The sequence below is a fragment of the Paenibacillus sp. N3.4 genome, from assembly GCF_008017805.1.
GTDB lineage: Bacteria > Bacillota > Bacilli > Paenibacillales > NBRC-103111 > Paenibacillus_E.
This window is the reverse complement of the sequence record NZ_VRTT01000006.1, coordinates 1-14,708: the sequence shown is the minus strand read 5'-3', so window position 1 is coordinate 14,708 and position 14,708 is coordinate 1. Positions and strand designations below refer to the sequence as shown.

At 44.7% G+C, this 14,708-nt stretch carries 16 protein-coding genes; 13 read left to right on the top strand and 3 right to left on the bottom strand.

Annotated features, from left to right (window positions below; genetic code table 11):
• Window position 1 precedes the first annotated feature (1 nt).
• Window positions 2–1,924 carry a glycosyl hydrolase family 18 protein gene (locus FU659_RS05020; RefSeq protein ID WP_147946547.1) on the bottom strand — a complete coding sequence of 641 codons (1,923 nt, stop codon included), beginning with the start codon at window positions 1,922–1,924 and terminating at the stop codon, window positions 2–4.
• Between the two features lie 168 nt (window positions 1,925–2,092).
• Between FU659_RS05020 and FU659_RS05015 the strand changes: the two genes are divergently transcribed.
• The 6 genes from FU659_RS05015 (at window position 2,093) to FU659_RS05000 (ending at window position 5,511) form a co-directional block, all read left to right on the top strand.
• On the top strand, window positions 2,093–2,626 hold the full coding sequence (locus tag FU659_RS05015; RefSeq protein ID WP_147946546.1) for a DUF309 domain-containing protein: 534 nt from the start codon (window positions 2,093–2,095) through the stop codon (window positions 2,624–2,626).
• A complete protein-coding gene (locus FU659_RS05010) occupies window positions 2,623–3,351 on the top strand; it encodes a response regulator transcription factor (RefSeq protein WP_147946545.1) in 729 nt (242 codons plus the stop codon). Before FU659_RS05015 ends, FU659_RS05010 begins: the two co-directional genes overlap by 4 nt.
• Window positions 3,344–4,153, top strand: coding sequence for a HAMP domain-containing protein (locus FU659_RS36845; protein ID WP_261807622.1), 810 nt, complete (start codon window positions 3,344–3,346; stop codon window positions 4,151–4,153). The genes FU659_RS05010 and FU659_RS36845 overlap by 8 nt, the downstream gene beginning before the upstream one ends.
• 26 nt (window positions 4,154–4,179) lie before the next feature.
• Window positions 4,180–4,485 (top strand): sensor histidine kinase, encoded by a 306-nt coding sequence (locus tag FU659_RS36840; protein ID WP_261807621.1) that lies wholly within the window; start codon window positions 4,180–4,182, stop codon window positions 4,483–4,485.
• Window positions 4,470–4,796 (top strand): sensor histidine kinase, encoded by a 327-nt coding sequence (locus FU659_RS36835; RefSeq protein WP_315971275.1) that lies wholly within the window; start codon window positions 4,470–4,472, stop codon window positions 4,794–4,796. The genes FU659_RS36840 and FU659_RS36835 overlap by 16 nt, the downstream gene beginning before the upstream one ends.
• Before the next feature lie 103 nt (window positions 4,797–4,899).
• On the top strand, window positions 4,900–5,511 hold the full coding sequence (locus FU659_RS05000; protein WP_147946544.1) for a hypothetical protein: 612 nt from the start codon (window positions 4,900–4,902) through the stop codon (window positions 5,509–5,511).
• 103 nt (window positions 5,512–5,614) lie between these two features.
• Here FU659_RS05000 and FU659_RS04995 read toward each other — a convergent pair whose 3' ends face one another.
• A complete protein-coding gene (locus FU659_RS04995) occupies window positions 5,615–6,181 on the bottom strand; it encodes a beta-class carbonic anhydrase (RefSeq protein WP_147946543.1) in 567 nt (188 codons plus the stop codon).
• Window positions 6,182–6,229: 48 nt separating this feature from the next.
• A complete protein-coding gene (locus FU659_RS04990; RefSeq protein ID WP_147946542.1) occupies window positions 6,230–6,553 on the bottom strand; it encodes an iron-sulfur cluster biosynthesis family protein in 324 nt (107 codons plus the stop codon).
• Window positions 6,554–6,697: 144 nt separating this feature from the next.
• Here FU659_RS04990 and FU659_RS04985 point away from each other — a divergent pair, with 144 nt between their 5' ends.
• From FU659_RS04985 to FU659_RS04955, 7 genes are all read left to right on the top strand, one after another.
• Window positions 6,698–8,218: a carboxypeptidase M32 gene (locus tag FU659_RS04985; protein ID WP_147946541.1), complete on the top strand. Its 1,521-nt coding sequence runs from the start codon at window positions 6,698–6,700 to the stop codon at window positions 8,216–8,218.
• A gap of 141 nt (window positions 8,219–8,359) precedes the next feature.
• The gene (locus tag FU659_RS04980; RefSeq protein WP_147946540.1) at window positions 8,360–9,373 is read left to right on the top strand and encodes an ABC transporter substrate-binding protein; all 1,014 of its coding nucleotides are present in this window, start codon (window positions 8,360–8,362) and stop codon (window positions 9,371–9,373) included.
• A gap of 45 nt (window positions 9,374–9,418) precedes the next feature.
• Window positions 9,419–10,192 (top strand): ABC transporter ATP-binding protein, encoded by a 774-nt coding sequence (locus FU659_RS04975; protein ID WP_147946539.1) that lies wholly within the window; start codon window positions 9,419–9,421, stop codon window positions 10,190–10,192.
• The gene (locus tag FU659_RS04970) at window positions 10,185–11,027 is read left to right on the top strand and encodes an ABC transporter permease (protein ID WP_147946538.1); all 843 of its coding nucleotides are present in this window, start codon (window positions 10,185–10,187) and stop codon (window positions 11,025–11,027) included. The genes FU659_RS04975 and FU659_RS04970 overlap by 8 nt, the downstream gene beginning before the upstream one ends.
• A 70-nt stretch (window positions 11,028–11,097) precedes the next feature.
• Window positions 11,098–12,057, top strand: coding sequence for an aromatic acid exporter family protein (locus FU659_RS04965; RefSeq protein WP_147946537.1), 960 nt, complete (start codon window positions 11,098–11,100; stop codon window positions 12,055–12,057).
• A gap of 115 nt (window positions 12,058–12,172) precedes the next feature.
• The gene (locus FU659_RS04960) at window positions 12,173–12,739 is read left to right on the top strand and encodes an outer spore coat protein CotE (protein ID WP_147946536.1); all 567 of its coding nucleotides are present in this window, start codon (window positions 12,173–12,175) and stop codon (window positions 12,737–12,739) included.
• A 108-nt stretch (window positions 12,740–12,847) separates the two neighbouring features.
• Window positions 12,848–14,344 carry a putative amidoligase domain-containing protein gene (locus tag FU659_RS04955; protein WP_147946535.1) on the top strand — a complete coding sequence of 499 codons (1,497 nt, stop codon included), beginning with the start codon at window positions 12,848–12,850 and terminating at the stop codon, window positions 14,342–14,344.
• The last annotated feature ends 364 nt before the right edge of the window (window positions 14,345–14,708 follow it).

The following is a 14,708-nucleotide window of genomic DNA, read 5'->3' as shown; positions in this document are numbered from 1 at the left end:
CTTATTTGTTTTGTAAAATCAATTTCCATAAGTCAGGTTGATCATAACCAAGGCGCCATGCGGCTACGCCGGCAATGTCATACTTTTTAGCTAGATCCATACGTGCCTTAACGGTTGCCTCATCTTCCAGCCAGAACACGAAGTTGAAGCCGTTTTCTTGATATTCGATACGGTATTGATCATAGGTGGAGTCCCATGTTTGGGTCGTTGTTTTGGATGCCAGCAAGGCTGGGATATCCTTCAGGAGCACGGTCCGATTGCTGACCAACGTACCGGCTGTATCCAGTTTCCATTCCCTGACATAGTAAGGGATGCCCAGAATGATTTTATCTCTTGGAATGCCATATGACAGAAATTCTTGGATGCCGCCATCGGCCCATGGGAGACCCGCAACGGAACCTGCTGAAGTACTGCCGCGATAAAATTGATCGTAGGCCATGATTACGACGTAATCAACCAAATCGCCCAGTTTCTCGTGCTCAAAAGCAGATAAATGATTCCATTTGACGCTGCCGCGAGGAAGATCGATGGAGACGACCAAACTTTTGGCATGTGCATAGGTTGTCAGTTTGGCTATAAAAGCTGTGAATGCATTGCGATCGGAGCCTGCGAGGCTTTCGAAATCAATATTCAGTCCGGGAACACCCAGCTGAACGGAACGATTGACTAAAGCTTGAATAAATTTGTCTTGCGCTGCGCTATTGGCTAGGAACTGCGTAGTCAAGCTGGAACTAAATTGATTGCTGACCAACGGATATACGGTATAGCCACTCGATTGCAGCCATTTGACCGTATCCGCATTCGAATTATCTTTCAAGTTGCCTGCAGCATCGGCAAGCTCGAAATAACTGGGCGAATCGACATCAAGTCCGATCGTTTGATTGACATGCCCTTTAATGGTATCTCCATTCGACAACCCATTCCAACCCCAAACCTGAAGCTTTTTGAAATTGTCCCATAACATGCGATGATCAAGTGTTTGGATAGATGCATTGCTGAATTGTACGCTATAGCTTAAGGCATCGGGGATGGACTTAAACTCTCCAATTAAAGCTGAGTTTTGATATACTTGATAAGAGGCGAAGTTATTCCATATTTTATGTCCATCCATAAAAATAGCACTATGTCCCCAAAGTCGAGCGTAATCTACAGCATCATCTAATGAAATAAATTCTTCTAGAAAGCTATCATTTTGGAATACCTTATAAGGTTTATTATTGCTGTAAACGGTCATTTTGGTTTTCGTATTTACAACGGTTGAATGACCCCAATTCAGCGATTCATGAATCACATCTTCAAGAGATGCAAAGGTCCAATTGTCGGCTGAGAAGGTTCCTTGATATACTTTGTAGATCGGCTCTGCGGCTTGAAAAAGTTTTTTGTTTTCTACTGAAATGTTGTCCCATATCCAACGGTTGTTTGTTAAATCAATGATATGCGCATTGCCCCATTTTTTGGCTTCCGTCATAGCTTCGTTCAGCGTCGCGAATTTCCACGAATCCAGTGTGATTTCGCTTTGGTACACTTGGTATCGGGGATAATTGTTCCAAACCCAACCCGTCGATGCCAAATCTCTAACGCTCGCATATGTCCACTTCTTCGCTTCTGCAATGGCCTGATCTAATGTAGCAAACTGCCATTCAGGTAAGGAGGCATCCATTTGGAATACTTGGTACCGGGGGAAATTACTCCATAACCATTTGCGACTTCCAATTTCTTCAACGTGACTATTGGTGAACCCTTTGGCGAAGGATTCTGCTTGCTTATAGGCAGCAAATTCCATCAGTACTTGATTGTACTGGTAAACTCGGTATTTCGTTGTTTTATCAGCGGCTGCTTGTGCAGTGCCTGATGCAAACATGGCATTCGGTGCGGCAATCGAGAAGAGCAAGGTACCAGTGAGCATCCACTTTCCAATTTTCATTCATCACGCCTCTTTCTAGTAAGCTACTTTATTTGACGCATGAATGGGTAGTTTGGTTGCGAGAACATAGGTATGAAAATGCGATGGATGGACGATTGCGCCCATTTCGAGTAACATAAATGAAAGAAGTTGTATTTCGGTGATTACCATATGTGAGGGGAACGGTTGATGAAGCAGTATCCGGAGGCTTATATTGATTATTTGTTGTTTTTCCATGCGGAGCGGGATTATTTTGAATGCCATGAAGTGATGGAGGAATTCTGGAAGGAACATCCGGAGGATGAACGCAGCAGGACGTATGTCGCACTCATTCAAATTGCTGTCGGAATGTACCATATCCGAAGGGGGAATCGTCTGGGCGCAGTGAAAATGCTGCAAAGCGCAGTGAAAAATGCCCAATACGAGCATGTTCTCTCCTTGGGGCTTGACCCGATGAAACTTGAAGAAATCGTTACATGGGAATGGAAAAGAATTGAAATGGACAATCATTTTTACGAAGATATCAATCTACCGATTAGTGATCCTGAATTAGAATCGTGGTGCTTGAACGAATGTAGTAAGCGAGGGCTTACTTGGCAGGCAGCAAGCAGAATGGAAGATGAGCTGCTCATACAGAAACATACGCTAAGGGATCGAGATGAAGTCATTCTCGAGAGAGCGAGACAGCAGCAGTTACGTAAAGATAAAGGTGGGGCCAGATGAATTCCGAAGGCAAAATTCTAGTTGTAGATGATGAACCTAATATTGCTGAAGTCGTGAGACTGTATCTGGAGCATTCGAATTTCGAAGCCATTTTGCTGCCGCGGGGAGAGAAAGTTCTCTCAACGATCATGACGGAAAGGCCTAATTTGGTTTTGCTGGATATTATGTTGCCCGATATATCGGGATATTTGTTATGTGAACAAATTCGCACCATGGATTCGCCTTTTCATCAAACACCGATCATATTTGTAACGGCCAAGGGCGAATCAATTGATAAACTTCGTGGCTTTAATTTGGGTGTCGATGACTATTTGGTTAAACCTTTCGATCCTAATGAGCTTATTGCACGAATTAAAGCGGTGCTGCGGCGCGTAGCTCAACCTCAATCTGATCAAACACAGTCGGTTAATTCCGCGCGCAAATGGTTGGAAATCGGCAATATTTTGGTTGATTTGGAACAATATCGTGTCGTTGTAGGAGGGAAACGGGTAGAATTAACCCCCAAAGAGATTGAATTACTCTTCTTTCTGACAAGTCATCCAGGACGAGTTTTTACAAGAGAAGACTTATTAGGCTATGTGTGGAATTTTGACTTTACAGGCGGAACTCGCACGGTGGATGCTCATGTGAAAAATTTACGTAAAAAACTAGGTCAACATGACATGTGGAATATTCAAACCCTATGGGGGATAGGTTACTCTTTTGAGGTGGTCCAACATGCTTAAAAGGTGGCTTGTCGGGAAATTCCGCAGCCTCTATTTAAAAATATTTTTATCCTTCTTGGCGACCTGCGTGCTTTTTTTCGCTGGCTTATTCTTTTTTTGGAATTATTACTTTACGGATCTGTTTTACAAAGACAAGAAAGAGCTGCTGGATAAACGTTATGTAGAAGTGACTCGGTTACTGAATTCATACCAGGACGGTACGATCTCGACACGTGAGTTGAAGTATACGATGCGCATTTTAGCAAGAAGCATTAATGGACAAGTGTGGGTCGTTGATGATAAGGGGAATATTATTAACGGCTCTTCAGAGAGCGAAGACAAAAGTATTCCTAAACAAATGGACCCTGTTTTCATTGATGGCCTCCATGGTCATACCGGGTATGCGATGGTTACTTTGACAACCCCTGATCAACGTTTGATCAATGTATTTTCTTACCATGCGCCCTATGTTCTTAACGGACAGCCTATGGTCATCATGCTTCATTTTCCTGCGGGCGACATAAGTGAAGCGATTTCCGCCGTTCGAGTCAATATCATGGTGCCATTATTGTTCTCTCTGCTTGCGGTTGGCTTTATATTATTTGTGATCTCTCGCAAATTTGCCGGTCCTTTGCAGCACATGAATCGAGCTGCGCTGGAACTGGCTCACGGTGATTTCTCAGCCCGTGTTCCCGTAACGTCAAATGATGAGGTCGGCCAGCTGGCTGCCAGCTTTAACTATATGGTAGAGCAGTTGGAAGGATGGGAAGGCACAAGGCAAGAATTTCTTACGAATGTCTCGCATGAATACGCTCACCTCTAACCACGCTTCGCGGTTTTATCGTGGCGATGAAGGATAAGGTTATTCCGGAAGATAAGTATGGCCATTATTTATCGATTTGCGAACAGGAAGTACAACGTTTGCAGCGCCTTGTTAGTGATCTCTTGGATTTGGCGAGTATTCAGAATGGTGTCGATGTGTTTCGTTTAAGACCTGTCCTCATAGCTGAGAAGCTTGAAAGTGTGTTAGAGTTATTAAAAGCGCCTATTGCAACCAAACAGATTAAACTTGATGTTGATCTGCCTGGTTCTTACATGGCTCCGCTTCGAGTCGACATGGATCCCGATCGCTTTGCCAAATCGTTCAAAATTTAATCTATAACGCGCTTAAATTCACCTCGGAAGGCGGAACGATTACGATCAAGCTGGAAGGGGCTGAGGAAGATGTGCATCTCTTTATTCGAGATACGGGTAGTGGGATGACCCCGGAAGAATTGGAACGGATATGGGATCGTTTCTATAAGGCGGATGAAGCGCGAACTGCGCGGTCTGATGTGGCTACAGGAACAGGGCTCGGGCTCACGATCGTCAAGCATTTGGTTAACGGGATGGGCGGGACGATTCAAGTTCAAAGCGAACTTGGGGAAGGAACGGAATTTCGTCTTACATTTCCTCGTCTGCCCTAAGGTAACGTTTACATTTATTTTACAAAATAAGCAAACTTCATTCACGTTTATGAATTATCCTGTAGCTAATGCACAGGATTTTTTTGCTTTGGAGGTGTAGGGGATGAGGAGAGACGTGTGGAGGATCGCGTTAAGCCTAACGCTGCTATTTCTCTTGCTCACTGGATGTAAGCTAGATCAATTTACATACTCGTCAAATGCGTCAGAGGTGTCGTCTTCGCCTGAATCCACCCAAGTGCCGCAGTCGGATATCTCATCCGAAGTGGTTCAAAACATGAGGGAAATGCAGCTCGTTATGTTATTTCAAGGTTTGCTTCGGATGGATCGGCAGCCTTCTTTAGCGATAACCGCCAAGCAAGCACGAGACATGCTGCCTAATGTTCGCAAAAGTATAAATAATGGCAGTATGCTTGAAACCGAGCAAAAGCAAGTGATGGAAGGCCTCAGCCCCGAGCAGAAAAAATACTTGGACGATCAGGCAAAACAAGTAAGAAAGCATATGGCGGAGCGCATGAACAACCAAGTAGGAGACGAGCTAACGCCTGAAGAGAGAGAAAAATTAATTGAAGCGTTTATCCAAAAAAGAAAAGCGGATCACCCCGGTGAAACGGGATGGACGGATCGTTCCAATGGCGGAAGCCTAAGCACGGATTTAAAGAGCATGGGGGTAAGTGTTGAAAAGCAATTAATCGAATTACTGGAATCCAAGAAATAACCAACGATATGTTTATTCGACACCTATAGATAAATAAAAAAGCCTAAAGAAATTTCTTAGGCTTTTTTTCTTGCGTTATGGGGGAAGTGGATTCTCCATTTAATTAAAGGGAGGCATATCCATCTTCGATCAAGTCGAGACGACCTGTTTCGGGGTCAATGATGAGACCATGCACAGGCAGGTTTTTGGGCAGCAAGGGATGATTGCGAATAATGTTTACGCTTTTCTCAATGCCTTCCCGAGCATGATTGAATCCTGCCAGCCAACGTGACAAGTCAATGCCTGAGTGACCCAATGTCGCTATGACATCATCCGAAATACCGCGTTTTTTGGCATTAGAGATAATGGTTTCTGAATTGAGACCCGTCATGCCGCAATCATAATGTCCGATCACGAAAACTTCATCTGCATCCAATTGGTAGACAGCCACGATGATACTGCGCATAATACTGCCGAAGGGGTGAGAGACAATGGCACCGGCATTTTTAATTATTTTGGCATCTCCATTGTGCAAGTTCATTGCCTTGGGAAGTAGTTCGACGAGCCGCGTATCCATACATGTGAGAACAACCATCCGTTTGTCAGGAAACTTCGTAGTCAGAAACTCATGGTACTGTTTGGTTTCAACGAATTGTTTGTTATAGTGCATGATGTCAGTAATTAAGGACATATTTCCTCCTCCAAGTATGTTGAAGTTTTGCTTGTCTATATGCTCGTGTTATCTTTTATCAACCAAGCTCATACTCGTATGATAGATCTGATTGTTACTCTTCAGTATAAATGATTTATTTGCTTCGTGGAAGTCGATTTTTAAGTTGTTTTCAAAAAGAATTTCATCTTTGCCTCTGTAAAAAACTTTGAATATTTCGGTCTCAGCTGTACGGTCACCAGGCTCATCTTGGGTTACTAACCACAGCGTAGGCACCCCGTTCACGGAACAGCCACAGTCTTCGGTATCAAAAAAAAGCTTTAAATGGATGGGTGTTGTTCCTGCCAAAGCCGTTATTTTATCAATAGCTGTCGCTGTAAATGTAATGTTCATAACGCTTATCTCCTTCGGGTAATTGCTGTTTATTCGCCTGATTTGCAAGGACTAAACATTATTTTACCATAGATCCGCATAAATTTGATTCTGAGAAGGGGACGAAGTATGATAAATTAAGAAACTTTGGAAGGAGATTAGTGTATGAGTGTGCAAGTGGATCAAACAAAATTGGCGTCCTTCAAAGCGTATATTCGTAAAATGAAGCAGTACGAGGAGGCCATTGCATTAATTTATTGGGATATGCGCACCGGCGCTCCCAAAAAAGGCATTGAAACGCGTTCTGAGGTTGTCGGAGAACTTTCCACAGAAGTATTCCGAATGTCCACATCCGAAGAGATGGGTGCATACCTCGCTTATTTCATTGAACCTGCTCAACTGGATCAGTTGGATACTATCTCCAAAAAGATGGTGTTAGAGGCAAAAAAAGATTACGACCGCAGTAAAAAGATACCGGCTGATAAATATCAAGCCTATGTTGTATTAACCTCACAGGCCGAATCAGCTTGGGAAGAAGCGAAGCATAAATCCGATTGGGCGTCCTTCCAGCATTATCTGGAGAAAATCGTTGCTACAACCAAAGAGTTTATTGAGCTTTGGGGATATGAAGGAAACAAATATAATACGCTGCTTGATATGTATGAGCCGGGAATGACGGTTGAGAAATTAGATCAAGTATTTGGTGAATTGCGCGAAAAGGCTGTGCCTTTGCTTCAACGCATTCAAGCTTCGGCTCATCAACCAGAGCGTTCTTTTTTGGAGCAGGAGTTTGAAATTAGCAAGCAAAAGCAGTTTTCGCTGTCCATCTTGAAACAAATGCAATATGATTTCGATGCTGGTCGACTGGACGAAACCGTTCATCCTTTTGCGACAGCTTTGAATCCGGGAGATGTTCGCATCACAACGCGTTATTTGCTAAATGATATTACATCTGCGTTATTTGGTACGATCCATGAAGGCGGCCATGCGCTGTATGAGCAAAATATTTCCAATGATTTAGTTGGCACTAATCTGTGCACGGGCACTTCTATGGGGATCCATGAATCCCAATCTCGTTTCTGGGAAAATATGATTGGGCGAAGCAAAGGGTTCTGGAACCGCTACTACGGTGAATTGCAAACCCTATTCAGTGGGCAAATTGATCAGGTAGATGTGGACACTTTCTACAAGGCGATTAATCATATCGAGCCGTCCTTAATTCGCATTGAGGCAGACGAGCTTACTTATAACCTACATATTATGATCCGTTATGAATTGGAGAAAGGTCTCATTAACGACACGATTCAAGTCGCTGATCTACCTGAAGCATGGAATGCCAAGTACCAAGAATATTTAGGTGTTGTTCCTTCTCATGATGGCGAAGGAGTGCTGCAGGACGTCCATTGGTCTGGCGGGGCATTTGGTTATTTCCCATCCTATTCACTGGGCAACATGTACGCTGCGCAATTCACGAATACGATGCGTAAAGAGCTGCCAAATTTCGATCAGTTGATTGAGGAGGGCAACCTAGCGCCGATTAAGGAATGGCTAACAGAAAAAGTGTATCAATACGGTAAAATGTTGACACCGAATGAAATTATTAAGCAAGTCACGGGTGAAGACTTAAACCCTGATTATTTGATTGCTTATTTGGAAGACAAGTACAAAGAGGTTTATGCGATTTAGAATGAACACCTAGCTATTTCAGACACATAATGCTTTATCCAGTTGTGAGCGTCAGGAACTTTTCCTGGCGTTTTTTCTTTTTGTTAACCGAATTCTGGGCTCCTGCATACGATACAGTACTACTTAATGGGAGGGACGTCTATGAAAATCCAAAAAAAATGGGGACTCGTATTAATCGCCGTCCTGCTGCTCAGTCTCATCGTTTCGGCGTGTGGGAGTAAAACAGTGGAAACAACCAAGGTTCGGATCGGTGAAGTAACACGTTCTTTATTTTATGCGCCTCAATATGTGGCATTATCGCAAGGTTTCTTTAAGGAAGAAGGGTTGGATGTTGAGCTGACAACCACACCAGGCGGAGACAAAACGATGACAGCGCTGCTGTCTAATGCGATTGATATTGCCTTAGTCGGCTCAGAAACCTCCATCTATGTGTCCCAGCAAGGCTCGGATGATCCGGTTATCAATTTTGCGCAGTTGACCCAAACGGATGGCACTTTCTTGGTGGCTAGAAAGAAGGTGGACACATTTGATTGGAATTCGTTGAAAGGTTCAATTTTTCTCGGACAAAGAAAGGGCGGAATGCCCCAAATGGCAGGGGAATTCACACTGAAGAAACATAATATTAATCCGCAGAAGGATCTGCAGCTCATTCAAAACATCGATTTCGCCAACATTGTATCAGCGTATTCTTCAGGCACAGGAGAATATGTGCAGCTCTTTGAACCACAAGCTTCAATTATCGAAAAAGAAGGCAAGGGCTTTGTGCTTGCATCCTTCGGTGTCGAGAGCGGGCATTTGCCGTATACCGTGTTTATGACGAAACAAAGCTTCATCAATAAAAATCCGGCGACTGTTCAAAAATTTACGAATGCGGTTCAACGCGCTCAAAATTGGGTTGCAGCGAAAAGTACGGATGAAATAACGACGGCCGTTCTGCCCTTCTTTAAAGATATAGATGTTGAGATTGTGAAAAATGTAGTCAAACGCTATAAAGACCAAGGATCGTTCGCTTCTGATGCCATTATTGATGAGCAAGAATGGAACAATTTGCTGGATGTGATGACTTCTGCCGGTGAATTGAAAGAAAAAGTGGCTTGGAAGAAGCTTGTCAATAACAGCTATGCGGAGAAAGCCAAAAGCAATGTGAAGCCATAAAGCGGCTTTCATTGCTGCTATACAATAAACAAAGGGGGAACGAACATGAAAGCGGCTGTGACTGTGAATGATGTGACGCAGGTGTATGTGACCGAGGAACGGGCAACACTTGCTATTCAGAATATTGATTTCTCGATCCAGCGCGGCGAGTTCGTTAGCCTGATCGGTCCTAGCGGTTGTGGGAAGACGACACTTTTGTCGATCATTGCCGGATTAATCGCACCAACCGTAGGAACGGTAACCGTAGCCGGTAAAACCGTCGATGGACCGACACGGCGTGTCGGCTATATGCTGCAGCAGGATTATTTGTTCCCTTGGCGGACGATTGTTGACAACGCATCGATTGGTTTGGAACTTGCTGGAACGTTATCGGAGGATAATAAACGAAGTGTGCTGCGTTTATTGGATGAGATGGGTCTTCTTGCTTACAAAGACTATTACCCCCCACAACTTTCGGGGGGGATGCGCCAACGGGTGGCGCTTGTGCGCACATTAGCAACAGACCCTGAAATTATGCTGCTCGATGAGCCGTTCTCCGCTTTGGACTACCAGACGAAATTGCAGTTGGAGGATTTGGTCGTTCAGACACTTAAAGCCAAACAAAAGACCGCGATTCTTGTGACGCACGATATCTCCGAAGCCATTGCCATGAGTGACAGGATTATCGTGCTGGCGCCCAATCCCGGCCGAATACGTGAATCGTTTGAAATACCTGAAGATATTCGCGCCTCTACACCGCTAGAGGCTCGTGAATTACCTGATTTTCATGCGCTTTTCCGTTTAATTTGGGATCAATTCGGAGGTATGCCCCATGCGTGAAATCGATCGTTCATCAACTCAAGGGCTTACCCATGACGATCAGCTTGGAGCGGTTGTCCATCAACAGTTTGTTCGGCGAAAGAAAAAAGAAACCCGTTATGTAAGAATCGTTCAACTGTGTCTGCTCATCGTGTTTTTCACGGTATGGGAAGCAGCCGCTCGTTTGAAGTGGATTGATGTGCTGCTATTCAGCTATCCGACGAAAGTTTTTAAGCTGCTCTGGGTCAAACTGCTTGATGGGTCACTTCTACCGCATGTTGGTGTAACCGTTCTGGAAACGATGATCGGCTTTGCTTTGGGTACATTATTCGGTACCCTGCTAGCCATTGTCATCTGGTGGTCCCCTTTCTTCTCCCGTGTGCTCGATCCTTATATTGTTGTGCTGAATAGTATGCCGAAGGTGGCTCTTGGACCGCTCTTTATCGTAGGATTCGGCCCCGGGCTTCTTTCCATTATTGCGACAACCCTTTCGATAACCGTTATTATTACGACATTAGTCGTATATGGCAGCTTTAAGGAAGTGGATCAGAACTATGTCAAGGTTGTGACCTTGTTCGGCGGCAACAAACGTAAAGTGTTCCAGAAAGCGATACTTCCCGCTTCGTTCCCTGCGATCGTATCGACGCTGAAAGTCAATGTTGGCTTAGCGTGGGTCGGTGTCATCGTTGGTGAATTTCTGGTTTCAAAGAGCGGCCTCGGATATTTAATTATTTATGGGTTCCAGGTGTTTAATTTTACTTTAGTTATTTCTACCTTGTTCGTCATTGCGATTGTCGCGACCTTCATGTATCAAGTTGTGTCCAAATTCGAAAAAAGCTTGACGAAACATCGCTAACAACTTGCCACATCGTGTCGAAAATGAAATAATGAGCCCATAGTTAAAACCGTAAAGGGGTGAAAACGCTATGGGCTTTCGTGTGCTCAAAACCGCCCTTGCGGTAGCCATTGCGATGTATCTGGCTCATGTATTAGGTATCAAATCGCCTGCAGCCGCGGGACTTTTGGCGATTCTTGGCATTGAAGTAACGAAGAAAAAAGGTATTCAAAACGCATTACATCGAATGGCTGCATCGGTGCTTGCGCTTTTAATGGGTTCTGCGCTTTTTATGATTTTTGGTTATCATGTATGGGTTGTCGCTATTTTCATCCTGATTGCCTTCCCGCTTTTACATCGTTTGCGTATCAGTGAAGGAACGGTTACAGGCGCGGTTGTCATGTTTCATCTGTTCAGCTATGAATCCGCAGGTTCCATGTCTGTGTTGAATGAAATCTTGCTGCTGATCGTTGGATTAGGGACAGCAACACTGATTAATATTTCTTACATGCCCAGGACAGATAAAGAGATCGTAGCGCATAAAATGAAGATAGAAGAGCTGTTCTCCCAAATTTTCGTGAATATTGCCAAGCATCTGCGGGATAGCACGATGGTTTGGGATGGCAAGGAACTCTTGGAAGTTGGCAATGAGATTGATAAAGGTGCCGAGCTTGCAAAAAGGTCGATGGATAATACGCTTATTTTTGGAGGAGACCCCTATTGGCGGGTTTATTTTTATATGAGAGGCGAGCAGTTGGAATCCATCCATCGAATGATTGACCTCGTCGCACAGGTATACCAAACGTTGCCTCAAGGCGAGTGGATTGCTGCGATCTTTGAAGATATTAGTCAAACTGTCAAAGAAGACTACTATATGGGCAAAGCGGAGAAAGAGTTGAAGGAGCTGGACGAGCGTTATAAAAAGATGTCCTTGCCAGAAAGCAGAGAAGAGTTTGAGGTAAGAGCTTCCATTTTACAGCTAAACAGAGAGCTGATTCAGTACTTATCCATTGCCAAAAAGCAAAAAAAGCAGCGTCCGGAGGGAGGTTGACTCTTCCTAAAAAAAAAGAAGTAGATTTTGAAAGTAAAATATAAAATAGTTGTCACTCTAGACTGCTGTCCTGCATACACATGTAATGAATGATTGTATGGAGGAGGTTGAAAGGATGTCCTTAGATAAAGATTTGCAGTGCAGAGAGATCATTACAAAAGCTGTCTGCGGTAAAGGTCGCAAATTTTCGCATGTAAGTCATACCGTGACTCCGCCCTTTTCTCCGACCAGTATATTGGGCGCTTGGATTATTAATAATCAATTCGAGGCGATTCAATCCGGAGATGGCGTAGAGGTAGTTGGTACTTATGATATCAACATTTGGTATTCTTACGATCGCAACACCAAAACAGACGTAGCTAAAGAAACTGTATCCTATGTAGAAATCGTTCCGCTCAGCTATCTGGACAAAAAACATAAGCCGACCACTTCCGAAGTATCTGCTGTCGCAACGCAAGAACCTAACTGTGTGGAAGCCAGTATCTCCTCAGGCGGCGACAGCGTTATTATTCGGGTAGAACGAGAGTTTCAAGTCGAGTTGATTGCCGAAACGAAGGTCTGTGTAGTCGTTTGCACCAACGGCTGCAATGACTTCGACGACAAGCACGTGGATTTCGATGACAGCGGCGATGGAGATTACGAGGATCTGGAAGCCGAACTGCTCGAAGATGAATTGGACTAACGAACTTTATACGCTAGTATATGCTGGAGTTGCAGGTTCGGCAGAGGGCATTTGCCCTCTTTTTTGTTTTTAGCCAACAAATGGGCTATGCGGTAAGGATGTAGTCTGATGAATAGCTTGTCCAATGCGGAGGTGTTAAGAGGATGGAAACTTTTTTTTTTGCATGGAGAAGAAAAAGAAGCGCTAACCTTGGCGGGTCTGACGCGTATCCCAAGTGGATCCAAACTTCCGGACGATTGGCAAGGCCATATCATCCTTCACTGGGGGACAGCGCATGATGCGTGTGTTCACAAGCCGGCTATACAACCCTTACTCGCTATTCGCCGGGCTCAGGACCGTTTGCAGCGCGAAGAACTGCTTCACCTTCACGGCGTGAAGAGCGCTGCTTCCCATGCTGCTCATAAGGATCAATGGATATTTACCCATACGTATAAAGTGGCTATATTCCATCTACAGACACTGCTAGTTTTTGAGAAAAAAGAAACACTCTTGTTAGCAGACAAGGCGATGTACAACCAAAGAAAACGGAATACAACCTCTGCGTATACGGAAGTAGAGCCGGATCGGACCGGTTTTCACGTCCGCAGGGCAACGCGGGAAGCGTTGAAAGCCGTATATGCGCTAGGCCTGGACTATGGGCTAGTCACTATCGGCATATTGCGGAGCGGGCATACCTTGGTATTGGACGTCGATCCCGTTCCGCAACTTAGCGGAAAACTGGCTGCGGCGTTCGCGCAGGCGATGGACCGTTATGAGCTCGGCATAGCGAAGGAACTGCGGCGCAAGGAACGGGCAATGCTCGGCAGCGACCCTGAGTTCCTGCTGCTTAGTGCGCAGGGCAAGGTCGTCTCGGCTGATCGTTTCCTGCAGCGAGAGGGTACGGTGGGCTGCGATGCTATCGTGCTTAGCGGGCAGCGCCTGATTCTGCCGCTTGCGGAGCTGCGCCCGCAGCCAAGCACAGATCCTCAGGAGTTGACGAGGAATCTGTATTCAACGATGAAGCTCGCTGCCCGTGCTATCCCGGATGAAAGCCTTGCGTGGCTTTCGGGCGGCATGCCTGTGGGAGGCTTTCCCCTCGGCGGGCATATTCATTTCAGCCGCTGCTGGCCTAATGTACATCTCTTGCGTGCGCTCGATAACTACCTCGCGCTGCCCTTGATCTTGATTGAGGGCGTTACCACCCGCGAGCGTCGCCCACGGTATGGTTTCCTCGGCGATTTTCGGCGGCAGAAGTTGCATGGCGGGTTTGAATACCGCACCTTGCCAAGCTGGATGCATTCGCCGGATATTACGCACGGTGTGTTCGCGCTGGCTTCGCTGATCGCCGATAACTATTGGCTGCTTCCGGAGCAGCCTTTACAGAAGTTGGACATTCAAGCCGCTTATTATCATGGAGATAAGTTTTACCTGCAAGGAACGGTAGCTAAGCTATGGAATAATCTTGAGAAGTTGAAAGGTTACGCCTTATTCGCCAAAGTATTGAATCGCTTCCGTACTCGCATTGAATCGATGGAGCCATGGAATGAAAGAGCCGATATTCGGAAAGCTTGGAAAATTGCTCCCTATCATCGTAAAGAAGCTATTGAAGAACAAATCATGTTATAATAGATTATCTATTATGACAACGTAAACCCGTTGAGATTTGTGATAAAGACTCAGCAGCAGGAGTCTTTATGCTTTATTTTTACCAACCTTTGAAAAGAAAAATAAGAGTTTCATAGTTTAACAAAGGAATATAGTGATTTAGTTGGAGGAACGCAAGGTGGCTCAATATACGCCGATGATTGAGAAGTTGAAAGGTTACGCCTTATTCGCCAAAGTATTGAATCAGCTTCCGTACTCGCATTGAATCGATGGAGCCATGGAATGAAAAGAGCCGATATTCGGAAAGCTTGGAAAATTGCTCCCTATCATCGTAAAGAAGCTATTGAAGAACAAATCATGTTATAATAGATTATCTATTATGACA

Bases quoted from the DNA above. Each gene is read 5' to 3' on its own strand.
- FU659_RS05020 (WP_147946547.1), bottom strand. From the start codon at position 1,924: ATGAAAATTGGAAAGTGGATGCTCACTGGTACCTTGCTCTTCTCGATT.
- FU659_RS05015 (WP_147946546.1), top strand. From the start codon at position 2,093: ATGAAGCAGTATCCGGAGGCTTATATTGATTATTTGTTGTTTTTCCAT.
- FU659_RS05010 (WP_147946545.1), top strand. From the start codon at position 2,623: ATGAATTCCGAAGGCAAAATTCTAGTTGTAGATGATGAACCTAATATT.
- FU659_RS36845 (WP_261807622.1), top strand. From the start codon at position 3,344: ATGCTTAAAAGGTGGCTTGTCGGGAAATTCCGCAGCCTCTATTTAAAA.
- FU659_RS36840 (WP_261807621.1), top strand. From the start codon at position 4,180: ATGAAGGATAAGGTTATTCCGGAAGATAAGTATGGCCATTATTTATCG.
- FU659_RS05000 (WP_147946544.1), top strand. From the start codon at position 4,900: ATGAGGAGAGACGTGTGGAGGATCGCGTTAAGCCTAACGCTGCTATTT.
- FU659_RS04995 (WP_147946543.1), bottom strand. From the start codon at position 6,181: ATGTCCTTAATTACTGACATCATGCACTATAACAAACAATTCGTTGAA.
- FU659_RS04990 (WP_147946542.1), bottom strand. From the start codon at position 6,553: ATGAACATTACATTTACAGCGACAGCTATTGATAAAATAACGGCTTTG.
- FU659_RS04985 (WP_147946541.1), top strand. From the start codon at position 6,698: ATGAGTGTGCAAGTGGATCAAACAAAATTGGCGTCCTTCAAAGCGTAT.
- FU659_RS04980 (WP_147946540.1), top strand. From the start codon at position 8,360: ATGAAAATCCAAAAAAAATGGGGACTCGTATTAATCGCCGTCCTGCTG.
- FU659_RS04975 (WP_147946539.1), top strand. From the start codon at position 9,419: ATGAAAGCGGCTGTGACTGTGAATGATGTGACGCAGGTGTATGTGACC.
- FU659_RS04970 (WP_147946538.1), top strand. From the start codon at position 10,185: ATGCGTGAAATCGATCGTTCATCAACTCAAGGGCTTACCCATGACGAT.
- FU659_RS04965 (WP_147946537.1), top strand. From the start codon at position 11,098: ATGGGCTTTCGTGTGCTCAAAACCGCCCTTGCGGTAGCCATTGCGATG.
- FU659_RS04960 (WP_147946536.1), top strand. From the start codon at position 12,173: ATGTCCTTAGATAAAGATTTGCAGTGCAGAGAGATCATTACAAAAGCT.
- FU659_RS04955 (WP_147946535.1), top strand. From the start codon at position 12,848: ATGAATAGCTTGTCCAATGCGGAGGTGTTAAGAGGATGGAAACTTTTT.